Below are 16,675 nucleotides of genomic sequence, written 5' to 3' on the forward strand. Positions count from 1 at the left end.
CCCTATTAACCCCGGTTCTTCACTCCGGCGCTCAGTCGCTGCGCTCCTTCGCTCTGTCGCTCCAGAACCGGGGCGGGCCCCACCCGGTGAGGTGGACCATCCGGAGTGAGGAAGCCGCGTTGTCGTGTCGGCCGGCCTGGGCGGTCGCCACCTGACAGTGCCCGATGCCCCGCCCTATCGAGGACCGGCGCACACTCCAGAACAGCGAGCGCTGATCCGAGATGCCGAACGTCGAGACAGACGCGGAACCTATGTGGCCACAGGCGGCAGGTCCGCATGCCGACCGGGCCGTCAATGCCCCCGCAACCCCCCGAGTCGAGTCTTACGAGACACCTGAAAGGGTTGAGGCCCGTCCCGCCCTTGGCCGGAGGTGCTCAATGGTCACGTTCCGTGGATGGCCGACCGCACGTCGCATGCGCGAAGCGCGAGTCTCGAGGCCTGAACGGCGGGACACCAGGGGGCCTCGACCCCGCGACGCCGAAGGCGGCGCCAAAAACACAGCACCTTCACGTGTAGGCCCACATCCCACCTTCACGTGTGGGTCCACTTCCTGCGTCGGAGTGTGGGTCTACCTCTCGCGTCGGCGAGTAGGCCCGCGTCCCAGCCCGACTCGGCCGACCATCCGCTGTCGCGGTCGGGCCCACCCGAATCCTCCCCTCTCGAAGGCGGTTTCAGCTGTGCGGATGTGCCCGGGCAGTGCTGCCGGGACAGTGCCCGCTGTGAACTGAATCCCAAGTGGGCGCGTGGAAGCGGCAGCGGGCGAGGTCGGGCGGGGATTGTGGAAAGGTCGTGGGTATGTCGACACTCAGTGATCTGCTGGCCGAGCACACCGATCTTCCCGGGGTGGCGGTAGATCATCTGCAGCGGGTGGTCGGGGACTGGCAGTTGCTCGCCGATCTGTCGTTCTCGGATCTGCTGTTGTGGGTAGGGGCGGGGCCGGTACACGACGGCGCCGATATCGTCTGTGTCGCACAGTGCCGGCCGACCACCGCGCCGACCGTGCATCTGGAAGATCTGGTCGGTACCACGGCGCGGCATGCGGAGCATTCGCAGGTGTTCGAGGCGCTGACGCGCGGGGAGATCGTGCGCACCGATACCGAGGGGGAGGCGCAGGGCGTTTATCACCCGCATCCGGTTCACGCGATCCGGGAGGCGATTCCGGTGCGCTGCGGTGACGATGTGATCGCGGTGCTCAGCCGGGATACCGATCAGCAGCGGTCACGGGTGCGCAGCGGTTTGGAGATCGCTTATGTCGCATGCTCCGACGATCTCTGCCAGATGATGGCCGACGGCACGTTTCCGACCACCGAGGACCGCGCCGCCACCCATTCCAGTCCACGGGCGGGCGACGGATTCATCCGGCTCGATACCGAAGGGATCGTCACCTACGCCAGTCCGAACGCGCTGTCGGCCTATCACCGGATGGGGTTGCAGGCCGATCTGGCGGGGCAGGATCTGGCGACCACGACGCGGTCGCTGATCACCGATCCGTTCGACGCGCAGGAAGTGGTCGGGGATATCCAGGCCGCGCTGGCGGGGCGTACCGGCCGCCGGATGGAAGTGGAGGCGCGTGGTGCCACGGTGCTGCTGCGGACATTGGTGCTGCGGCCGCACGGAGAGCTGGCGGGAGCCGCTGTGCTGGTGCGGGATGTCACGGAGGTCAAACGCCGGGACCGGGCACTGCTCAGCAAGGACGCCACCATCCGTGAGATCCATCATCGGGTGAAGAACAACCTGCAGACCGTGGCCGCGCTGTTGCGGTTGCAGGCGCGGCGTACCGAGAACGACGAGGCCCGGGTGGCGCTCACCGAGTCGGTGCGCCGGGTCACTTCCATCGCGTCGGTGCACGAGATGCTGTCCATGTCCGTCGACGAGGAAGTCGATCTGGACGAGGTGGTGGACCGGCTGCTGCCGATCATGGCCGATGTCGCCACCGTGCACACGGCCCGGATCACGGTGCGGCGGGCGGGATCTCTGGGAGTGTTCTCGGCCGAACGCGCGACACCGCTGGTGATGGTGCTGACCGAACTGGTGCAGAACGCTATCGAGCACGCTTTCGACGGCGGCCAGAACGGTACCGTGACCATTCGGTCGGAGCGGTCGGCGCGCTGGCTGGACGTGATCATCAGTGATGACGGTCGCGGGCTTCCGGAGGGGTTCAGTCTGCAGTCGTCCGACAGTCTGGGCCTGCAGATCGTGCGCACGCTGGTGACGGCGGAACTGGGCGGTACGATCGGCCTGCATCCGGGTGCCGATATCGGAACGGACGCGGTGCTGCGGGTGCCATTGGGGCGCCGTTCGGCACGTTGATACCCGACGAAACTCGCCGGTTTCAATTATGCATACCTGTGATCATCTGTGGTCGAAAACACGGCGGTGATTTACTGGGAAATATTCCGGCAAACTCTCGGCCGTCGGTCCGGGCCGTAGAAAAAATTCGGCCCGGCACCAGAATTCTGGTGCCGGGCAATCGCGACTCCCGGGCCGGGCTGGGTCCGGTAATCGCTTCCCCGCGCTCCTAGACGGCAGTCCGGGTGCGAGTGCGCGCATTGCGGCGCTTGAGCGCACGCCGCTCGTCCTCGCTCATACCACCCCATACGCCGGCGTCCTGCCCGGATCCCAGAGCCCAGGACAGGCATTCGGCGGTAACAGGGCAGCGAGCGCAGACCAGCTTGGCATCGGCAATCTGCGCGAGCGCAGGACCACTGTTGCCCACCGGGAAAAACAGTTCAGGGTCCTCGTCGCGACAGATGGCCTTATGGCGCCAGTCCATTCCTTCTGCTCCTTTGTAGGGCGCCGCATCCGGGCGCCGATCGGTTGGTGGGTCGTTCACTTGTGCGAACTGAATGTTTCCGCACGGTTGCTTGTGAATGCTTTCACGAACACCGTAGATGTCAATAGGTATCCGATGCACCGTGGGGAAGCTCACGCACTGAAGTCCCGCATCGGGACCTGCCGCAGTCCTTTGTACTCGCCCACGCCGGTTTCTGCAGCACAATGGGATGTATTTCCCGAATGCGTCAGCTCAAACCGATCGCGGCGCGACCACGTCCAGGACGTTGGGCACAGCGGTGAAATCCACCACGTCGCGTTTGCCGATGAAGTCACCGTCGATTTGCAGGCCGATCGGATCGGCGCTGGTGATGCGCACCGACGGGACGTCGTCGTCACGGAACAATTTCCGCGACTTCGGCTCGGAGTGTGGCGACAACAGTTGTGTCGCCAGGCGCAGTGTAGGCAGTAACGCCATAGTTCGCACGGCGAACACACCGAGCCCGGCTTCGAACCTGGTCCCCGGATTGGTGCGGACCGGAGTCGCGTTCAGATAAGTCCAGGGGCTGGTATTCGTCACAAAGGCGTAATGAACGCCGGAAACGGGCTCGTGGCCGGGGACGTGCACGGTGACGTCCGGCAGGTTGCGTTTGACATGGAAGAACTGCCGGACGGTCGTCCGCAGATAGCGCGCCGGCGTCGCGGTGCGCCCCTTGGCGCGAGCCGTATCGATCGCGGCACACACATCGGCGTCCAGTCCCACTCCCGCACTGAAACAGAACCAGCGATCATCGGTGAGCCCCAACCCGATTCGGCGATCGGAGTCTCCTGCCTTGAGCAGATCGATCAACTGATTGGTGGCCGCCACCGGATCGGGCTCGATATCCAGCGACCGCGCGAACACATTGGCCGAACCCCCGGGAATGATGCCGAGCCGCGGCCGCCACATCTGGCCGTCGTCCACCTGCGGCAGCGGTACGAACCCGTTGATGGTCTCGTTGACCGTCCCGTCCCCGCCGTGTACGACGATCAGATCCATCTCGTTGGTCGCCGCCCACTGCGCCAGTTCGGCGGCGTGCCCGCGATGCTGGGTGTGGGCCACCGTCAACTGGGTCCGGCTCTCCAACGCGTGCGCGAGCAGATCACGCGTGGCCGCCGTGGTCGAGGTCGCATTCGGGTTGACGATCAACAACGTCCGCACCTACGCACCTTAATGGACTGCGTCGATCGTCCCGCCTTCGGCGCCGCAGGGCGGACCCTGTCCACACCGGGTCTTCATTCCTCCGCTCGGTCGCCGAGGCCCTTCGCTGTGTCGCTCCCGGAACCGCCGCGTCGTGCCCGCGGTGGCGCCGCGAGTCCGCGGGCGGAACGGCGGGACCCGGCGCGGCGCGGCCCTGCGACGCCGCAGGCGGCGCCACCGGCACAACACTTAAGCTGGCCGGGTGGTCGAGCGAAAAGACGTGGGTGTGCCGGGGACGGTCCGTGGGGCCGGGGGGTTGGTGACGCTGGAGGGCGCGGTCGCGGTGACCGTGGCGGTGGTGCTGATCGTGCGGGCGCTGCTGGGACATCACGAGGACGAGATCAGCGGGTACGGCACGGCCATGTGGTTCGGCATCCTCGGCGGCGCGGTACTGGCGTCGGGGATCGGCCTGCTGTTCGGGCAGCGATGGGGGCGGGCGATCGCGGTGATCACGCAGCTGCTGCTGCTACCGGTCGTGTGGTCGCTTCTCTTCGGGTCGGGGCAGCCGCTGTACGGGACACTGCTGGGGGTGGTGGCGCTGGGGGCGCTGGGCCTCCTGTTCGCGCCGCCCACTTCGCGCTGGGCAGCGCAGGAGTACGGGGTCGCGGCCGAGGAGTGAGGCCGGGCGGATGATCAGCCGCCGGTGGTGTCCGCCACGGTATCGGCGAGGGCACTGAGCGCTTCGCCGGACAGGCGATAGCCCACCCAGTCGTCCTGAACCCGGGCGCCCAACGATTCGTAGAACCCGATGGACGGTGTGTTCCAGGTGAGTACCGACCAGCTCACCCGGCTGTAACCGCGGATGCGGGCTTCTCGCGCGAGAGCCGCGAGCAATGCCTTCCCGAGACCGCTGCCCCGGGCCTCGGGAGTGACGTAGAGGTCCTCGAGGTAGATCCCGTGCACGCCGTCCCAGGTGGAGAAGTTCCGGAACCAGACCGCGCATCCGCTGATCGTGCCGTCCAGCAGGGCAACATGGGCGAACACGGCGGGATCGGGCCCGAACAGCGCGGTATGCAGTTGTCCGGTCGTCAGCGTGCATTCGTGGCGGGCCTTCTCGTACTCGGCCAAGCCGTACACCAGATCGACGAGGGCGGGCACATCGCCGGGCTCGGCACGGCGGATGAGCGGGGCGGATGTCACGGTCGAGGGCTCCTTGCCGGTTGGGGAGTGGATGCGCGGATCGCCCGGAGCGGCGGTCAGGAGTGGTCCGGGCGGAGATTGTGTGCCCACAACGTGGCGTCTTCGTGTTCGTAACCCAGCACGCTGACCGCGGCTGTGGTCAGGGCGAAACGACATCCTTCCCGGACGTCGAAACCCAGCCAGCGGGCGATGAGGGCGCGCGAGAAATGGCCGTGCCCGACCAGGATCACATCGCGGTCGCCCAGGACAGCCGCGGCCCGGCTCAGTACCCGGTCGGCGCGCGCGCCGACCGCCGCGGCGGATTCGCCACCGGGTACAGCGCCCGTCCACACCGTCCAGCCCGGATCTCCGGTGCGGATCTGCGGGGTGGTGCGGCCCTCGTACTCGCCGTAATCCCATTCGGCCAGGTCGGGGTCGATCGTGAGGTCGGTCAATCCGGCCAGTTCGGCGGTGTGCCGCGCACGCTCCCGGGGGCTGACGCACACGAAGGGGTCGCGCAGTCGCAGGCCCGCCAGCACTCGGCCCGCGGCCGCGGCCTGCCGGATACCGGTGCGGGTGAGCGGTACATCCGTGCGGCCGGTGTGCCGGTGCTGGACGGACCAATCGGTCTCACCGTGGCGGAGCAGCACCAGGCGGGCATCGTCGGAGCCGGGCATACGGTCCATCATGCCCGGCCGGGCCCGGGATGCGATGCGGGGCCGTCGGCGGTATCGGGATCATTTCGCCAGGGTCAGCACCACGAGGGGGACCGGCCGGTCGGTGGTGGCCTGGAAATCGGCGAGCAACGGGTTGTGCTCCAACACCCAGGCCGCGAATTCCGCGTACGCCGCGCCGGTGAGCACCCGGGCCGTGCCGTGATGGATGTGATCGCCGTATTCCACGATCACGGCGGGATCGGCGCGCACATTGTGGTACCACGACGGGTAGCCACCCGCGGCGAACGAACTGATGTACAGGGTTTCGCCGCGATAGAGCGCGCCCAGCGGGACCACGTGCCTTTTGCCGGTCCGCGCGCCGGTGGTGGTGAGCAACAGCAGTTCGGCGCCCTCGTAGACCCCGCCGACCCGGCCGCCGTTGGCCCGGAACTCCCGGATCACCTCGGTGTTCCAGTCGGCCGGGCCCTGCTCGGTGGCCCGGTTCCAGGGGGCCTCCGGGTCGTCGTAGCGGAGGTGGCCGGCCACGGGGACCGCGTCGAGGGGGTGTGCTGCTTCGGTCATGGCGGGCAGTCTGCCGGAGGGCACCGACAGAAAATGTTTCAGCGCAACGGTTTTGCGGGTCGTTCGGTATCGCTGCGCGGCGAATCGGTGGTATCCGGATCGGCGAGGGCCACGAGTCGGCCGTCGCGGTGCTCCAGCACGGTGCTACCGAGGACGCCGAGGGAGATCGGGCCGCCACCGTAATCCGGGCGCGCCACCGGGATACGGCTCACCTGCGCGCCGGTGGCGGGGTCCAGTGCGGCGATCGCGCCGGGTACCGGGAGCAGTATCTTCCCGGCCATGGGTACCGGGGTACCGAGCGCGTCGGCGGCGGTCCACATCGGCTCGAACGTACCTGCGTTCAGGGCGATAACGCTGTTCCCGGTGAACACCAGGAAGGCCGAAGCAGTGCGGACGGTTGCCGCGGTCCGGTCGAGTGGAGCCGAGAGTTCCTGCACCACAACCGGATTGCCCTTGGCGTCGAGGATCGTCAACCGCGGGGCCGCCGGGTCGGTACCGCCGGTACCGGGCTGATAGACCGCGATCCGATTATCCGATACCGCGATCACGCGGGTATCGGCGGACGCGGCGCCCGGGCCTTCCAGCAGATGCGATCCGTACTCCTCGGGAACGTTGTCGTCCTTGGGCGCGGGCGCCAGCACCGAGATCCGGTTCGCCGGCTCGCCGGGGCACTGTTCCAGCACCACCAGCCGGGACGGGCTGGACAGGGCCGACAGGAGCCGGCAACCCTTACGCGGCTGGGTCTTCCAGTTCTCCTTGGCGTCGACATAGCCGTATTCGAGCGTGCGCACCAGATCCGAACGCCAGACCTCGAGCCGGTCGGGACCCTGGGCGACCACATAGGTGCCGTCCACCGACAGGCGCACCTGATCGTCCATATAGCTGCTGCGCGCGGTACGTCGCCGACCGTCGGCGCCGGAGACCATGGTCGTCTCGCTGCAGCCGCGCTCGGTGCGGTACACCGCCACAACCATTCCGAACTGCGATTCCACCCCGCACAGCGGTAGCTCGCGCGTATAGCGCCACACCTGCTCGCCGGTCCGCGGATCGTGCCCGACCACACTGCCGCCGGCCCCGGTGACAGCCACTCCCTCGGCGGTGAGCGCCCGGGTGGTCGCCGTATCGGGGGCGCGCCACATCTCCTGGAGTTTCCCGGGCAGTTTCGTGGCGGGCTGCGGCGGCCGGGCCGGTTGATCGGCGACGACGGATTCGGTGTTCGCCACTCCGCTGGTCGCCCACGCCACGATCACCGCGACCACCACGAATACGGCGATCGCGGCTGCGGTGATGACGTCGGCGCGCGTTCGCCGCTCGGGTGCGAGCACGTAGGCGAGCGTAACGGATGGCCGGGCCGCGGTCGGACGGTGCCGACGAGCCCCGTCTCCGGACCGTGCGGGTCCGGAGACGCCGCGAGCGCCGACGGTGCCACCGTCGGCGCTCGCGGGTGCGTCGGTCAGGCCTGGGCCGTAGCGTTCTCGCTCGCCGGGGATCCGGCGTTGTCGTCGCGGTCCGCGCGCGGGGCGGACTCCCCACTCTTTTCGGCATCGGCCGGTTTGCGGCGCCGCCGGCGGCGGGCCGGCTTCTCCGGGATGTCGGTACCGGTCCCGGCGGTGCCGGACTCGGTGGTGCCGGACTCGGTGGTGCCGGATTCGGTGGTGCCGGACTCGGTCGAACCACTGTCCTCGTGCGCACCGGATTCGGTATCGGCCGAACGCCGGCGTCGCCGCCGGCGCCGGGCGGGTGCCTCGCCGGCCTGCTCACCGGCGTCCGGGCCGGTGCTGTCGGATGTCTCGGTCTCGGGGACGGCCGTGGTGGTATCCGCCTCCATCGGTTGACCGCCGCGAGTGCGCCTGCGGTTGCGTTTGCGGGGCGCCCGCTCGGGGCGTTCCACCACCACGGCGTCCGGGTCGCGTTGCGGCTTCTGCGCTCCGACGGTACCGGTGACGCCTTCCGGGATACCCAGATCGGCGAACAGGTGCGGTGAGCGCGAATACGTTTCCACCGGGTCGGGGATGCCCAGTCCGAGCGCGGCGTCGATGGACGCCCAGCGGGTCAGTTCGTCCCAGTCGATCAGGGTGACCGCGACACCGGTGCGGCCGGCCCGGCCGGTGCGGCCGATCCGGTGCACGTAGGTCTTCTCGTCCTCCGGGCACTGGTAGTTGACGACATGGGTCACATCGTCGATATCGATCCCGCGCGCCGCCACATCGGTCGCGACCAGGACATCGATGGTGCCCTTCCGGAATTTGGTGAGTGCCTTCTCGCGGGCGATCTGCCCGAGGTCACCGTGGACGGCACCGACGGCGAAACCGCGTTCGGCCAGTTCGTCGGCGACCTTCTGCGCGGTGCGTTTGGTGCGGGTGAAGATCATGGTGGCGCCCCGGCTCTCGGCCTGCAGCACCCGTGCGATCAGCTCGCTCTTGTCCAGGGCGTGCGCCCGGTAGACGTATTGCGTAGTGCGATCGTGGACCGCGGAATCGTGCGGCTCCTCGGCGCGGATATGGGTCGGGCGGGTGAGGAAGGTGCGGGCCAGGGTGATGATCGGGCCGGGCATGGTCGCCGAGAACAGCATCGTCTGCCGTTTGTCCGGGACCATTCCGAGAATACGTTCGATATCTGGCAGAAAGCCCAGATCGAGCATTTCGTCGGCTTCGTCCAATACCAGGACGCCCACTTTGCCCAGGATCAGATGTTGCTGATCGGCCAGGTCGAGCAGGCGGCCGGGCGTACCCACCACGACATCCACACCCGCGCGCAGCGCCGCGATCTGCGATTCGTAGGGACGGCCGCCGTAGATCGAGGTGACCCGCAGCGGTCCCTTCTGGTTGGTGAGGTATTTCGCCGCGTTCTCCAGGTCCTGGGTCACCTGGATGCACAGTTCGCGCGTGGGCACGATGACCAGGGCGCGCGGTGTGCCGTCCAGCGGCGTGGTCCCGGATTCGGTGGTACTGATCCGGTGCAGCAACGGAACTCCGAAACCGAAGGTTTTACCCATACCGGTACGGGCCTGACCGATGAGATCCTCGCCGGCCAGCGCCAGGGGCAGGGTGAGTTCCTGGATTGCGAAAGTGCGTTCGATACCGATCTCACCGAGCGCACGCACGATTTCGTCGCGCACTCCCAATTCGGTGAATGTCGGTGCGGTGTGTGCGGAGTCCAACTCGGCTGTCAGCAGGGTCTCCGCCAGACCGGGTTCCGGTTCTACTGTGATCTTGCTCAGGTTCGTGCCTTCCCTCGTTATCGCGCTACACGCGCACGAGGCGTGGGGCGGACCGGCCGGCCCGCGACGACCACGGATCCGCCCTGCGATACTCACCCGGGCCGCCGCCGGATGTCGGCAGGTACCCGCGGATGGGGCAGCGAAGCTCGGACATCGGCGCAGCGCATCGGTGACGCGGATCTGGTGCGCGCACATTTTCCGTGGACCCCGGAGAATTCTCTGACCACCGCACGGCGCACCCGGGGTGCGCGACTTTCGGTACTGCCGTTCTCATGGATCGGCCGAATTCTTCCGTTGTCCGTCGCGATTGTAGCGTGCTATTGTTCCGCGCTCCGAAAGGCGCCGTCGCAAATGCGCTGGATGTTGTTCGTTTCGGTTCGCCCGCCGAGTGAGCGGTCCTGTGCGGCAGAGCGTTTCGCCCGGTGCGGCGACCGTGCGCACGAGCCCGGATACCACCGTGTCCCGGCAGTGATTCGGCACACACCCGGCTGGTCGGCCGCGGGCATAGCTGGTACCGGCATGTACATGTATGAGAGATTCGTGCCGTGAGCATCGCAGACCGTGGTATCGCCCTGGCCGACCGTGCCGTCCGTGCGGTCGATCCGGACGGCGAGCTGTCCCGGACCGTCGAGCGAGCCGCCCGTAACGCCTGGGCCCTCACCTTCGGTGCGGGCGTGGAAGGTCGCCGGCCCACCCCGGCGTCGGTGCTCTGGGACGAACCGCATCGTCAGCTCCGGCGTTTCGAACCGGGTCTGCTCGCGGGCACCGGCGATCCCTCGGCGCCCGCGGTACTGCTGGTACCGCCGCTGGCCGCGCCCGCCAGTTGTTTCGATCTGCGCCCGGGCCAGAGTCTCGCGGAATTCCTGCTGGAGACCGGTCGCGCGCCGTATGTGATCGACTACGGCGAGATCACCTACGCCGATCGCCGGATGGGCTTCGACGACTGGGTCTACGACATCCTGCCCGAAGCTGTCCGGCGCACCGCGGCCGATCGCGCCGCGGCCGGTGGTGAACCGCGGGTGGACCTGGTCGGCTGGTCGCTGGGCGGCACCATGGCCCTGCTGACCGTCGCCGCGAACGCCGGTCTGCCGGTGCGCTCGATCACCGCCGTCGGGGCCCCACTGAACTACAACGCCATGCCGATGACCCCGCAGCTCGCCGCGGCCGCGCGGTTCACCGGGACCGGCGCTGCCGTCGGTGCGGCGCTGCGCGCGGTGGGTGGCGTGCCCGCGCCGCTCACCCGGCTCGGCTACCGCATCACCGCCTGGGATCGCGAAGTCAAACGACCCTGGTTCGTCGCCAACAACCTCGCCCGCACCGAATCGCTGGCCCGGATGGAGGCCATCGACCGTTTCATGGCCGATATGCCCGGCTATCCGGGGCGGGTGTACCAGCAGTTGTGGAACCGGTTGGTGCTGCGTGACGAAATCGGCCGGGGCGAGGTCGATTTCGGACAGGGTCCGATCCGGCTGGCCGATATCACCGCACCGGTACTGCTGGTCGGCGGGCCCGCCGATGTCATCACTCCGGCCCGCGCGGTGGAACACGGGCTGCGCACACTCACCGGTGCCGAGGCGGTCCACTACGAGACTGCGCCCGGTGGCCATCTGGGCATCCTCGCCGGAGCCTCCGCCCGTGCGACGACCTGGACCTATCTCGACAAGTTCCTCACCACACCGGTATGACCGCCGCGGTCCGCGCCGGGGGCGTACTACGCTGGAGTTCCATGGGAGCACAGTCACCCGCCGGGTTGGAAGTAACACCGAGCGATTCGCCCACTTCGCCGATTCCCGCCGACCATGCCGGCGTGACCGACTTGTTCGCCGTACTCGCCTACGGTGAGATATCCGCGTTCTACCGGTTGAGCGAGGAAGCCGCGCTGTCACCGAGCTTGCGCGGCAAGGTCGCGGTGGCGCGGATGGCATCGGCCGAACTCGCGCATTTCGAACGGCTCGATATCGCGCTGACCGCGCGCGGTGCCGACGTGTACACGGCCATGGCCCCGTTCACCCGGGCACTCGACGACTACCATCGCTCCACCGACCCGTCCACCTGGCTGGAATCGATGGTCAAATTCCATGTCGGGGACGGGATCGCCGCCGACTTCTATCGGGAGATCGCCGGTGCCCTGAGCCCCGATGTGGCAGCCGTGGTGCGCGATGTCCTCGCGGATACCGGTCACTCCGAATTCGTCGTCGAAGAGGTCCGCCGGGCCGTCGCGGCCAGCCGATCCGAGCGCGACCGGCTGACACTGTGGGGCCGGCGGCTGCTCGGTGAAGCGATCACTCAGGCCCAGTACGTGATGGCGCAGCGTGACGAACTCACCGAACTGGTGCTCGCGGCCACGGGAGATCTCAACGGCATCGCCACACTGTTCGAACATATGCAGACCGCGCATGCCGAACGGATGGCGGTACTGGGTCTCTGACCGTCCGGGGACCCCGGGAAGGAATTCCGGAAACAATGTCGGCGGCGATGTCGAGAACCCCGGCGCGGCACCGTCCCCGGTATGAATGCGATCGGAATGGTCGCACCGTACCGAGGAGAACACGATGGCCAAGTATCTGCTGCTGAAGCATTACCGCGGCGCCCCGGCCGCGCGCAACGATGTGCCGATGGACCGGTGGACGCCGGCGGAGATATCGGCGCATGTGCAGTACATGGACGATTTCGCGGCGCGGCTCGTGCAGACCGGTGAATATGTCGACAGTCAGGCGCTGGCCCCCGAAGGCACCTTCGTCCGATTCGACGGCGCGGGGCGGCCGCCGGTCACCGACGGTCCGTTCGCCGAGACCAAGGACCTCATCGCCGGGTGGATGGTGATCGATGTCGACAGTTACGAACGGGCCCTCGAACTGGCCGCAGAACTGTCGGCCGCACCCGGGGCCGGCGGGAAACCGATCCACGAATGGCTCGAATTGCGCCCTTTCCTGACCGATGCGCCCGTCGCCACCGAGTGGCTGCACCGATGAACGACTCCGGAGCAGTCTCCGTGCACGACGCGGCCCTGCTCCGGAGCCTCGTGCCGAGCGTGCTCACCGTCCTCGTCCGCCGCGGCGCCGATTTCGCGGCGGCCGAGGACGCGGTGCAGGAAGCGCTGGTCGAGGCGCTGCGCATCTGGCCGGACGATCCGCCGCACGACCCCAAGGGCTGGCTGGTCACGGTGGCCTGGCGCAAATTCCTCGATACGACCCGGTCCGATACCGCCCGGCGCCGGCGCGAGGACCTCGGCGCCGAGGAACCGGCGCCCGGCCCGGCGGCTCCGGTGGACGACACTCTGCAGCTGTACTTCCTGTGCGCCCACCCGTCGCTCACCTCGTCGTCGGCGGTCGCGCTCACCCTGCGCGCTGTCGGCGGCCTGACCACCCGGCAGATCGCCCGGGCATATCTGGTGCCGGAGGCGACGATGGCGCAGCGCATCAGCCGGGCCAAACGCACCGTCAGCGGAGTCCGATTCGACCGATCCGGTGACGTCGGCACCGTGCTACGCGTGCTCTACCTGGTGTTCAACGAGGGCTACACGGGCGATATCGACCTCGCCGCCGAGGCCATCCGGCTGACCCGGCAGCTCGCGGCCGCGATCGACCACCCCGAGGTCGCGGGGCTGCTCGCCCTCATGCTGCTGCACCACGCGCGGCGGGCCACCCGCACCGCCGCCGACGGCAGCCTGGTACCTCTCGCCGACCAGGACCGCGGCCGCTGGGATACCCGGCTGATCGCCGAGGGCGTGGAGATCCTACAGGCCGCCCTCGCCCGCGACCGGTTGGGCGAGTTCCAGGCCCAGGCGGCCGTCGCGGCCCTGCACGCCGACGCCCGGACCGCCGCCGAAACCGACTGGGTGCAGATCGTCGAGTGGTACGACGAACTCGTACGCCTGACCGACAGCCCGGTAGCCCGGCTCAACCGCGCGGTCGCCGTCGGCGAGGCGGACGGCCCGCGCGCGGGTCTGGCGGCGCTCGCCGAACTGGACGATTCGCTACCCCGCTACACCGCGGTCGCGGCCTACCTCCACGAACGCGACGGCGATCCGGTGACCGCGGCCCGCCTGTACGCCGAGGCCGCCCGCGCGGCCTCGAACCTGGCCGAGCGCGACCACCTGATCCGCTGTGCCGCCCGACTCAATACCGGCCGGTGCGACTGACCGGAACCGTACGAACCCGCACGTCCCGGCCGGGCGGCCGGAATTCGTAGCCGATCCTGCTCGTGCGCGGGTCCGCGCCGCGCACAAGGTGCTGCCCGCCACGCGGGGACCGACAGCGCGGACGGGTCCGGCTCGGTCTCGGGCGGGGGAGCGGGTGTGCGCAGCGACCGGGTGATCCGCCTGGTGGAGCGACGCCCGGCGATGGCTGTCCGTGGATGGCGGCGGGCGAGCATTCACAGCATCGTCGTCAACCGACCACGCCGCCAGAGGTCAACCCTCCACCTTCCTTCCCGGGCACTTTCCCTCCGGCACAACGGTCCCTGACCCGCCACCACCGCCCAGAGCTCGGCGACCGTGAGCCCGGACAGCGGCGCGGATGCACCCGTACGAGCCGAAAGTCCACATCCCACACCCCCTCCGACTACTCCGGACGGTCGGCCTTCGCAGGCGGGGCCCGCCCCGGTTCTGGAGCGACGAAGCGAAGGAGCGCAGCGACTGAGCGTAGGAGTGAAGAACCGGGGTTGATAGGGCCCCGCCCCGCCCCGCCGGAGGCGGGGCAATCAGACACTGTTCGCTGACAGCGCACCCCCGTCGTGTGTCCGGGGTGCGTCGGCTGAACTAGCCTTACTGGGACAGCACAGGACTCTAGGTTCGGAGGTTGGCCGTGGAGGTCAAGATCGGTATTTCGGATAGCCCGCGTGAACTCGTCATCGCCAGCTCGCAGACTCCGGAGGAGGTCGAGGCCCTGGTCTCCGAGGCGCTGGGCGCTACGAGCGGGGTCTTGGCGCTGGCCGACGAGAAGGGCCGCAAGTACCTGATCCAGGCCGGCAAGGTCGCCTATGTGGAGATCGGTGCGGTGACCGGCGGCCGGGTGGGTTTCGCGGCGGTCTGACCTCCGAGCCCCCGGACGAGCCGAAGCCCCTGCCGATGCGGCGGGGGCTTCGTCGTATCCGGGTTCGTCGTGGATCAGCCGATCGGGTGGAGGGGGACGTGTTTGAGGCCGCCCCAGGCCAGTGCGACCGTGGTGTCGACGGCCTCGTCCTTGGGGATCGGGCGGTCGGCTTCCAGCCAGTACCGGGCCGTGAACTGGCTCGCACCGACGAGGCCGACCGCGAGGATGCGGGCCCGGTACGGGTCGAGGCCGGAATCGTGGGCGACGAGGTCGTACACCGCGTCCACGCAGGCTTCGGTGGCTTGTTCGACGCGGCGCTGGACCTGGGGTTCGTTGGTGAGATCGGATTCGAAGACCAGGCGGAAGCCCTGCATCTCGTTGTCCACGAAGTCGTAATAGGCCGCGACCGCCGCACGGACACGCTGCTTGTTGTCGGTGGTGGAGCGCAGCGCTTGGCGCACGCTCGACACCAGCATGTCCACATAGTTCTGCAGGACGGCGAGGTACAGCTCCAGCTTGCTGGTGAAGTGCTGGTACAGGACAGGCTTGCTGACGCCCGCGCACTGGGAGATCTCGTCCATTCCGGCGGCGTGATAACCGCGTAGCACGAAGATCTCACTGGCGGCGGCGAGTAGTTGCTGGCGCCGTTCGTCACGGGGAAGCCGTGTGCCGCGTTTGGGGGCGGTGCCGGACGCCGGGCGGGACGTCATCCGGTCCACGAGGTCGGTCATATTCGGATCTCCCAGTCGATTCCCCGGCAAAGGGGTGTGTACCGGGTCTTTCGAGCACCATACTCGCTTCCGATGCTGTTGCCGACCCGGGTGGGCGAACCCGGGACGGGCTCCGATCCTTATGGTGCCCTGAGGAAATGCTGGAAGGTGGCCGGTGCGATACCGGTCCGGCCGCCCGGCGGGTACTTCCATTGTGGCCGGTACGGCGGGTTGTGAGAGTCTGGAGCCGTGACCGACCGACCGGAAAACGCCTCCGGCGGCGGGCGCAGCGCGCACCGCCCCCAGGATTCAGAGCTCGCGGTAGCCGCGCGGGCGACGGTGACGACGCCGCCCGGCGACGAATCCCGGGAGCCGTTGTGCGCGCGCCGGGACCCGGTGGGCGATCCGCCCCCGGCGGCCAGACTTGCCGCCGGTGGGAAGCGGCGCCGGCTGCGGTTCGTGGTGTCCCGGTACGGCTGGCGGGTGTACGCGCTGCCGGTCCTGGTCGTGCTGACGGTGTTGGTGGTGGTCGACGCGGTGCGTACCGGTACGGGAAATCCCACCGATCCCATCGAACCGGGTTTCGGGGCGCTGGGCCCGCCCCCGGCCAGCGTCGGGGTGATCGGGGCTCCGCCGGGCGACGGTACTTTCCCGGAGGATCTGCCGATCGGGGCGTTGCCCGCGGGCGGCAAGTTCACCGAGACCGGTAAAGGCACCTGGCGGATCGTCGCGGGTACCTCGCCTCGTATCGGTGCGGGCGAGGCGTACACCTTCACTTACACGGTCGAGATCGAGAACGGTATCGACACCCGTAATTTCGGTGGTGACGAATCGGTGGCCCGGATGGTCGAATCGACCCTCGGCAATCCGAAGAGCTGGGTGCACGACCGTAAGTTCGCGTTCCAGCGGATCGATCGGGGTGAACCGGATTTCCGGATCTCGCTGACCGCCCGGGGCACCACCCGCGCGGTCTGCGGATTCGATATCCCGATCGATTCCTCCTGCTACAACTCCGACGAGGCCCGGGTGGTGCTGTCGGAGGCGCGCTGGGTACGCGGTGCCCCGGCGTTCGACGGTGATATCGGCTCCTACCGGCAGTATCTGGTCAACCACGAGGTCGGGCATGCGATCGGCTATCACGAGCACCAGCCGTGCGAAAGCGAGGGCGGTCTGGCTCCGGTGATGATGCAGCAGACCTTCGGTACCGCCAACGACGAGATCGCCGCCCTGGATCCGTACGGGGTGGTGCCGATGGACGGGAAGACCTGCCGCTTCAACCCGTGGCCGTATCCGCGCGGCTGAGCCCGCCGGTGCGCCTCGCGATCGTGCCGGGAAGAATGGTT

General features: G+C 68.4%; 16 protein-coding genes. 8 read left to right on the forward strand and 8 right to left on the reverse strand.

The window, feature by feature from the left end:
• Nucleotides 1-795 precede the first annotated feature (795 nt).
• Entirely contained in the window at nucleotides 796-2,310 is a 1,515-nt protein-coding gene (locus ACWEWT_RS30535) for a sensor histidine kinase (RefSeq protein WP_452564172.1), read from the forward strand.
• Between the two features lie 208 nt (nucleotides 2,311-2,518).
• Here ACWEWT_RS30535 and ACWEWT_RS30540 read toward each other — a convergent pair whose 3' ends face one another.
• Both ACWEWT_RS30540 and ACWEWT_RS30545 read right to left on the reverse strand, forming a co-directional pair.
• Complete coding sequence (locus ACWEWT_RS30540; RefSeq protein ID WP_033243220.1) at nucleotides 2,519-2,773, reverse strand: WhiB family transcriptional regulator; 255 nt, start codon at nucleotides 2,771-2,773, stop codon at nucleotides 2,519-2,521.
• Nucleotides 2,774-3,025: 252 nt separating this feature from the next.
• The gene (locus tag ACWEWT_RS30545; RefSeq protein WP_452564173.1) at nucleotides 3,026-3,973 is read right to left on the reverse strand and encodes a diacylglycerol/lipid kinase family protein; all 948 of its coding nucleotides are present in this window, start codon (nucleotides 3,971-3,973) and stop codon (nucleotides 3,026-3,028) included.
• 241 nt (nucleotides 3,974-4,214) lie between these two features.
• On the opposite strand from ACWEWT_RS30545, the gene ACWEWT_RS30550 reads away from it, so the two are divergent.
• Nucleotides 4,215-4,631 carry a hypothetical protein gene (locus tag ACWEWT_RS30550; RefSeq protein WP_452564175.1) on the forward strand — a complete coding sequence of 139 codons (417 nt, stop codon included), beginning with the start codon at nucleotides 4,215-4,217 and terminating at the stop codon, nucleotides 4,629-4,631.
• Between the two features lie 14 nt (nucleotides 4,632-4,645).
• On the opposite strand, the gene ACWEWT_RS30555 is transcribed toward ACWEWT_RS30550, so the two are convergent.
• The 5 genes from ACWEWT_RS30555 to ACWEWT_RS30575 form a co-directional block, all read right to left on the reverse strand.
• Nucleotides 4,646-5,152 (reverse strand): N-acetyltransferase family protein, encoded by a 507-nt coding sequence (locus ACWEWT_RS30555; RefSeq protein ID WP_452564177.1) that lies wholly within the window; start codon nucleotides 5,150-5,152, stop codon nucleotides 4,646-4,648.
• A 56-nt stretch (nucleotides 5,153-5,208) separates the two neighbouring features.
• Nucleotides 5,209-5,808, reverse strand: coding sequence for an acid phosphatase (locus ACWEWT_RS30560; protein WP_452564179.1), 600 nt, complete (start codon nucleotides 5,806-5,808; stop codon nucleotides 5,209-5,211).
• Nucleotides 5,809-5,868: 60 nt separating this feature from the next.
• On the reverse strand, nucleotides 5,869-6,369 hold the full coding sequence (locus ACWEWT_RS30565) for a nitroreductase/quinone reductase family protein (RefSeq protein WP_452564181.1): 501 nt from the start codon (nucleotides 6,367-6,369) through the stop codon (nucleotides 5,869-5,871).
• Between the two features lie 38 nt (nucleotides 6,370-6,407).
• A complete protein-coding gene (locus tag ACWEWT_RS30570; RefSeq protein WP_452564183.1) occupies nucleotides 6,408-7,694 on the reverse strand; it encodes an Rv3212 family protein in 1,287 nt (428 codons plus the stop codon).
• Nucleotides 7,695-7,822: 128 nt separating this feature from the next.
• Nucleotides 7,823-9,556 carry a DEAD/DEAH box helicase gene (locus tag ACWEWT_RS30575; RefSeq protein WP_452564247.1) on the reverse strand — a complete coding sequence of 578 codons (1,734 nt, stop codon included), beginning with the start codon at nucleotides 9,554-9,556 and terminating at the stop codon, nucleotides 7,823-7,825.
• A gap of 578 nt (nucleotides 9,557-10,134) precedes the next feature.
• Between ACWEWT_RS30575 and ACWEWT_RS30580 the strand changes: the two genes are divergently transcribed.
• From ACWEWT_RS30580 to ACWEWT_RS30600, 5 genes are all read left to right on the forward strand, one after another.
• Nucleotides 10,135-11,274, forward strand: a complete 1,140-nt coding sequence (locus tag ACWEWT_RS30580) for an alpha/beta hydrolase (RefSeq protein ID WP_452564185.1) — start codon at nucleotides 10,135-10,137, stop codon at nucleotides 11,272-11,274.
• Nucleotides 11,275-11,315: 41 nt separating this feature from the next.
• Complete coding sequence (locus ACWEWT_RS30585; RefSeq protein WP_452564187.1) at nucleotides 11,316-12,017, forward strand: ferritin-like fold-containing protein; 702 nt, start codon at nucleotides 11,316-11,318, stop codon at nucleotides 12,015-12,017.
• A gap of 124 nt (nucleotides 12,018-12,141) precedes the next feature.
• Complete coding sequence (locus ACWEWT_RS30590) at nucleotides 12,142-12,561, forward strand: YciI family protein (RefSeq protein ID WP_452564189.1); 420 nt, start codon at nucleotides 12,142-12,144, stop codon at nucleotides 12,559-12,561.
• Nucleotides 12,558-13,730 carry an RNA polymerase sigma factor gene (locus ACWEWT_RS30595; protein ID WP_452564191.1) on the forward strand — a complete coding sequence of 391 codons (1,173 nt, stop codon included), beginning with the start codon at nucleotides 12,558-12,560 and terminating at the stop codon, nucleotides 13,728-13,730. The genes ACWEWT_RS30590 and ACWEWT_RS30595 overlap by 4 nt, the downstream gene beginning before the upstream one ends.
• A gap of 664 nt (nucleotides 13,731-14,394) precedes the next feature.
• Complete coding sequence (locus ACWEWT_RS30600; protein ID WP_452564193.1) at nucleotides 14,395-14,622, forward strand: DUF3107 domain-containing protein; 228 nt, start codon at nucleotides 14,395-14,397, stop codon at nucleotides 14,620-14,622.
• A gap of 74 nt (nucleotides 14,623-14,696) precedes the next feature.
• Here ACWEWT_RS30600 and ACWEWT_RS30605 read toward each other — a convergent pair whose 3' ends face one another.
• Nucleotides 14,697-15,353, reverse strand: coding sequence for a TetR/AcrR family transcriptional regulator (locus tag ACWEWT_RS30605; RefSeq protein ID WP_452564195.1), 657 nt, complete (start codon nucleotides 15,351-15,353; stop codon nucleotides 14,697-14,699).
• Between the two features lie 228 nt (nucleotides 15,354-15,581).
• Between ACWEWT_RS30605 and ACWEWT_RS30610 the strand changes: the two genes are divergently transcribed.
• Complete coding sequence (locus tag ACWEWT_RS30610) at nucleotides 15,582-16,634, forward strand: DUF3152 domain-containing protein (protein ID WP_452564197.1); 1,053 nt, start codon at nucleotides 15,582-15,584, stop codon at nucleotides 16,632-16,634.
• The last annotated feature ends 41 nt before the right edge of the window (nucleotides 16,635-16,675 follow it).

It is taken from the genome of Nocardia sp. NPDC003963 (assembly GCF_053605105.1).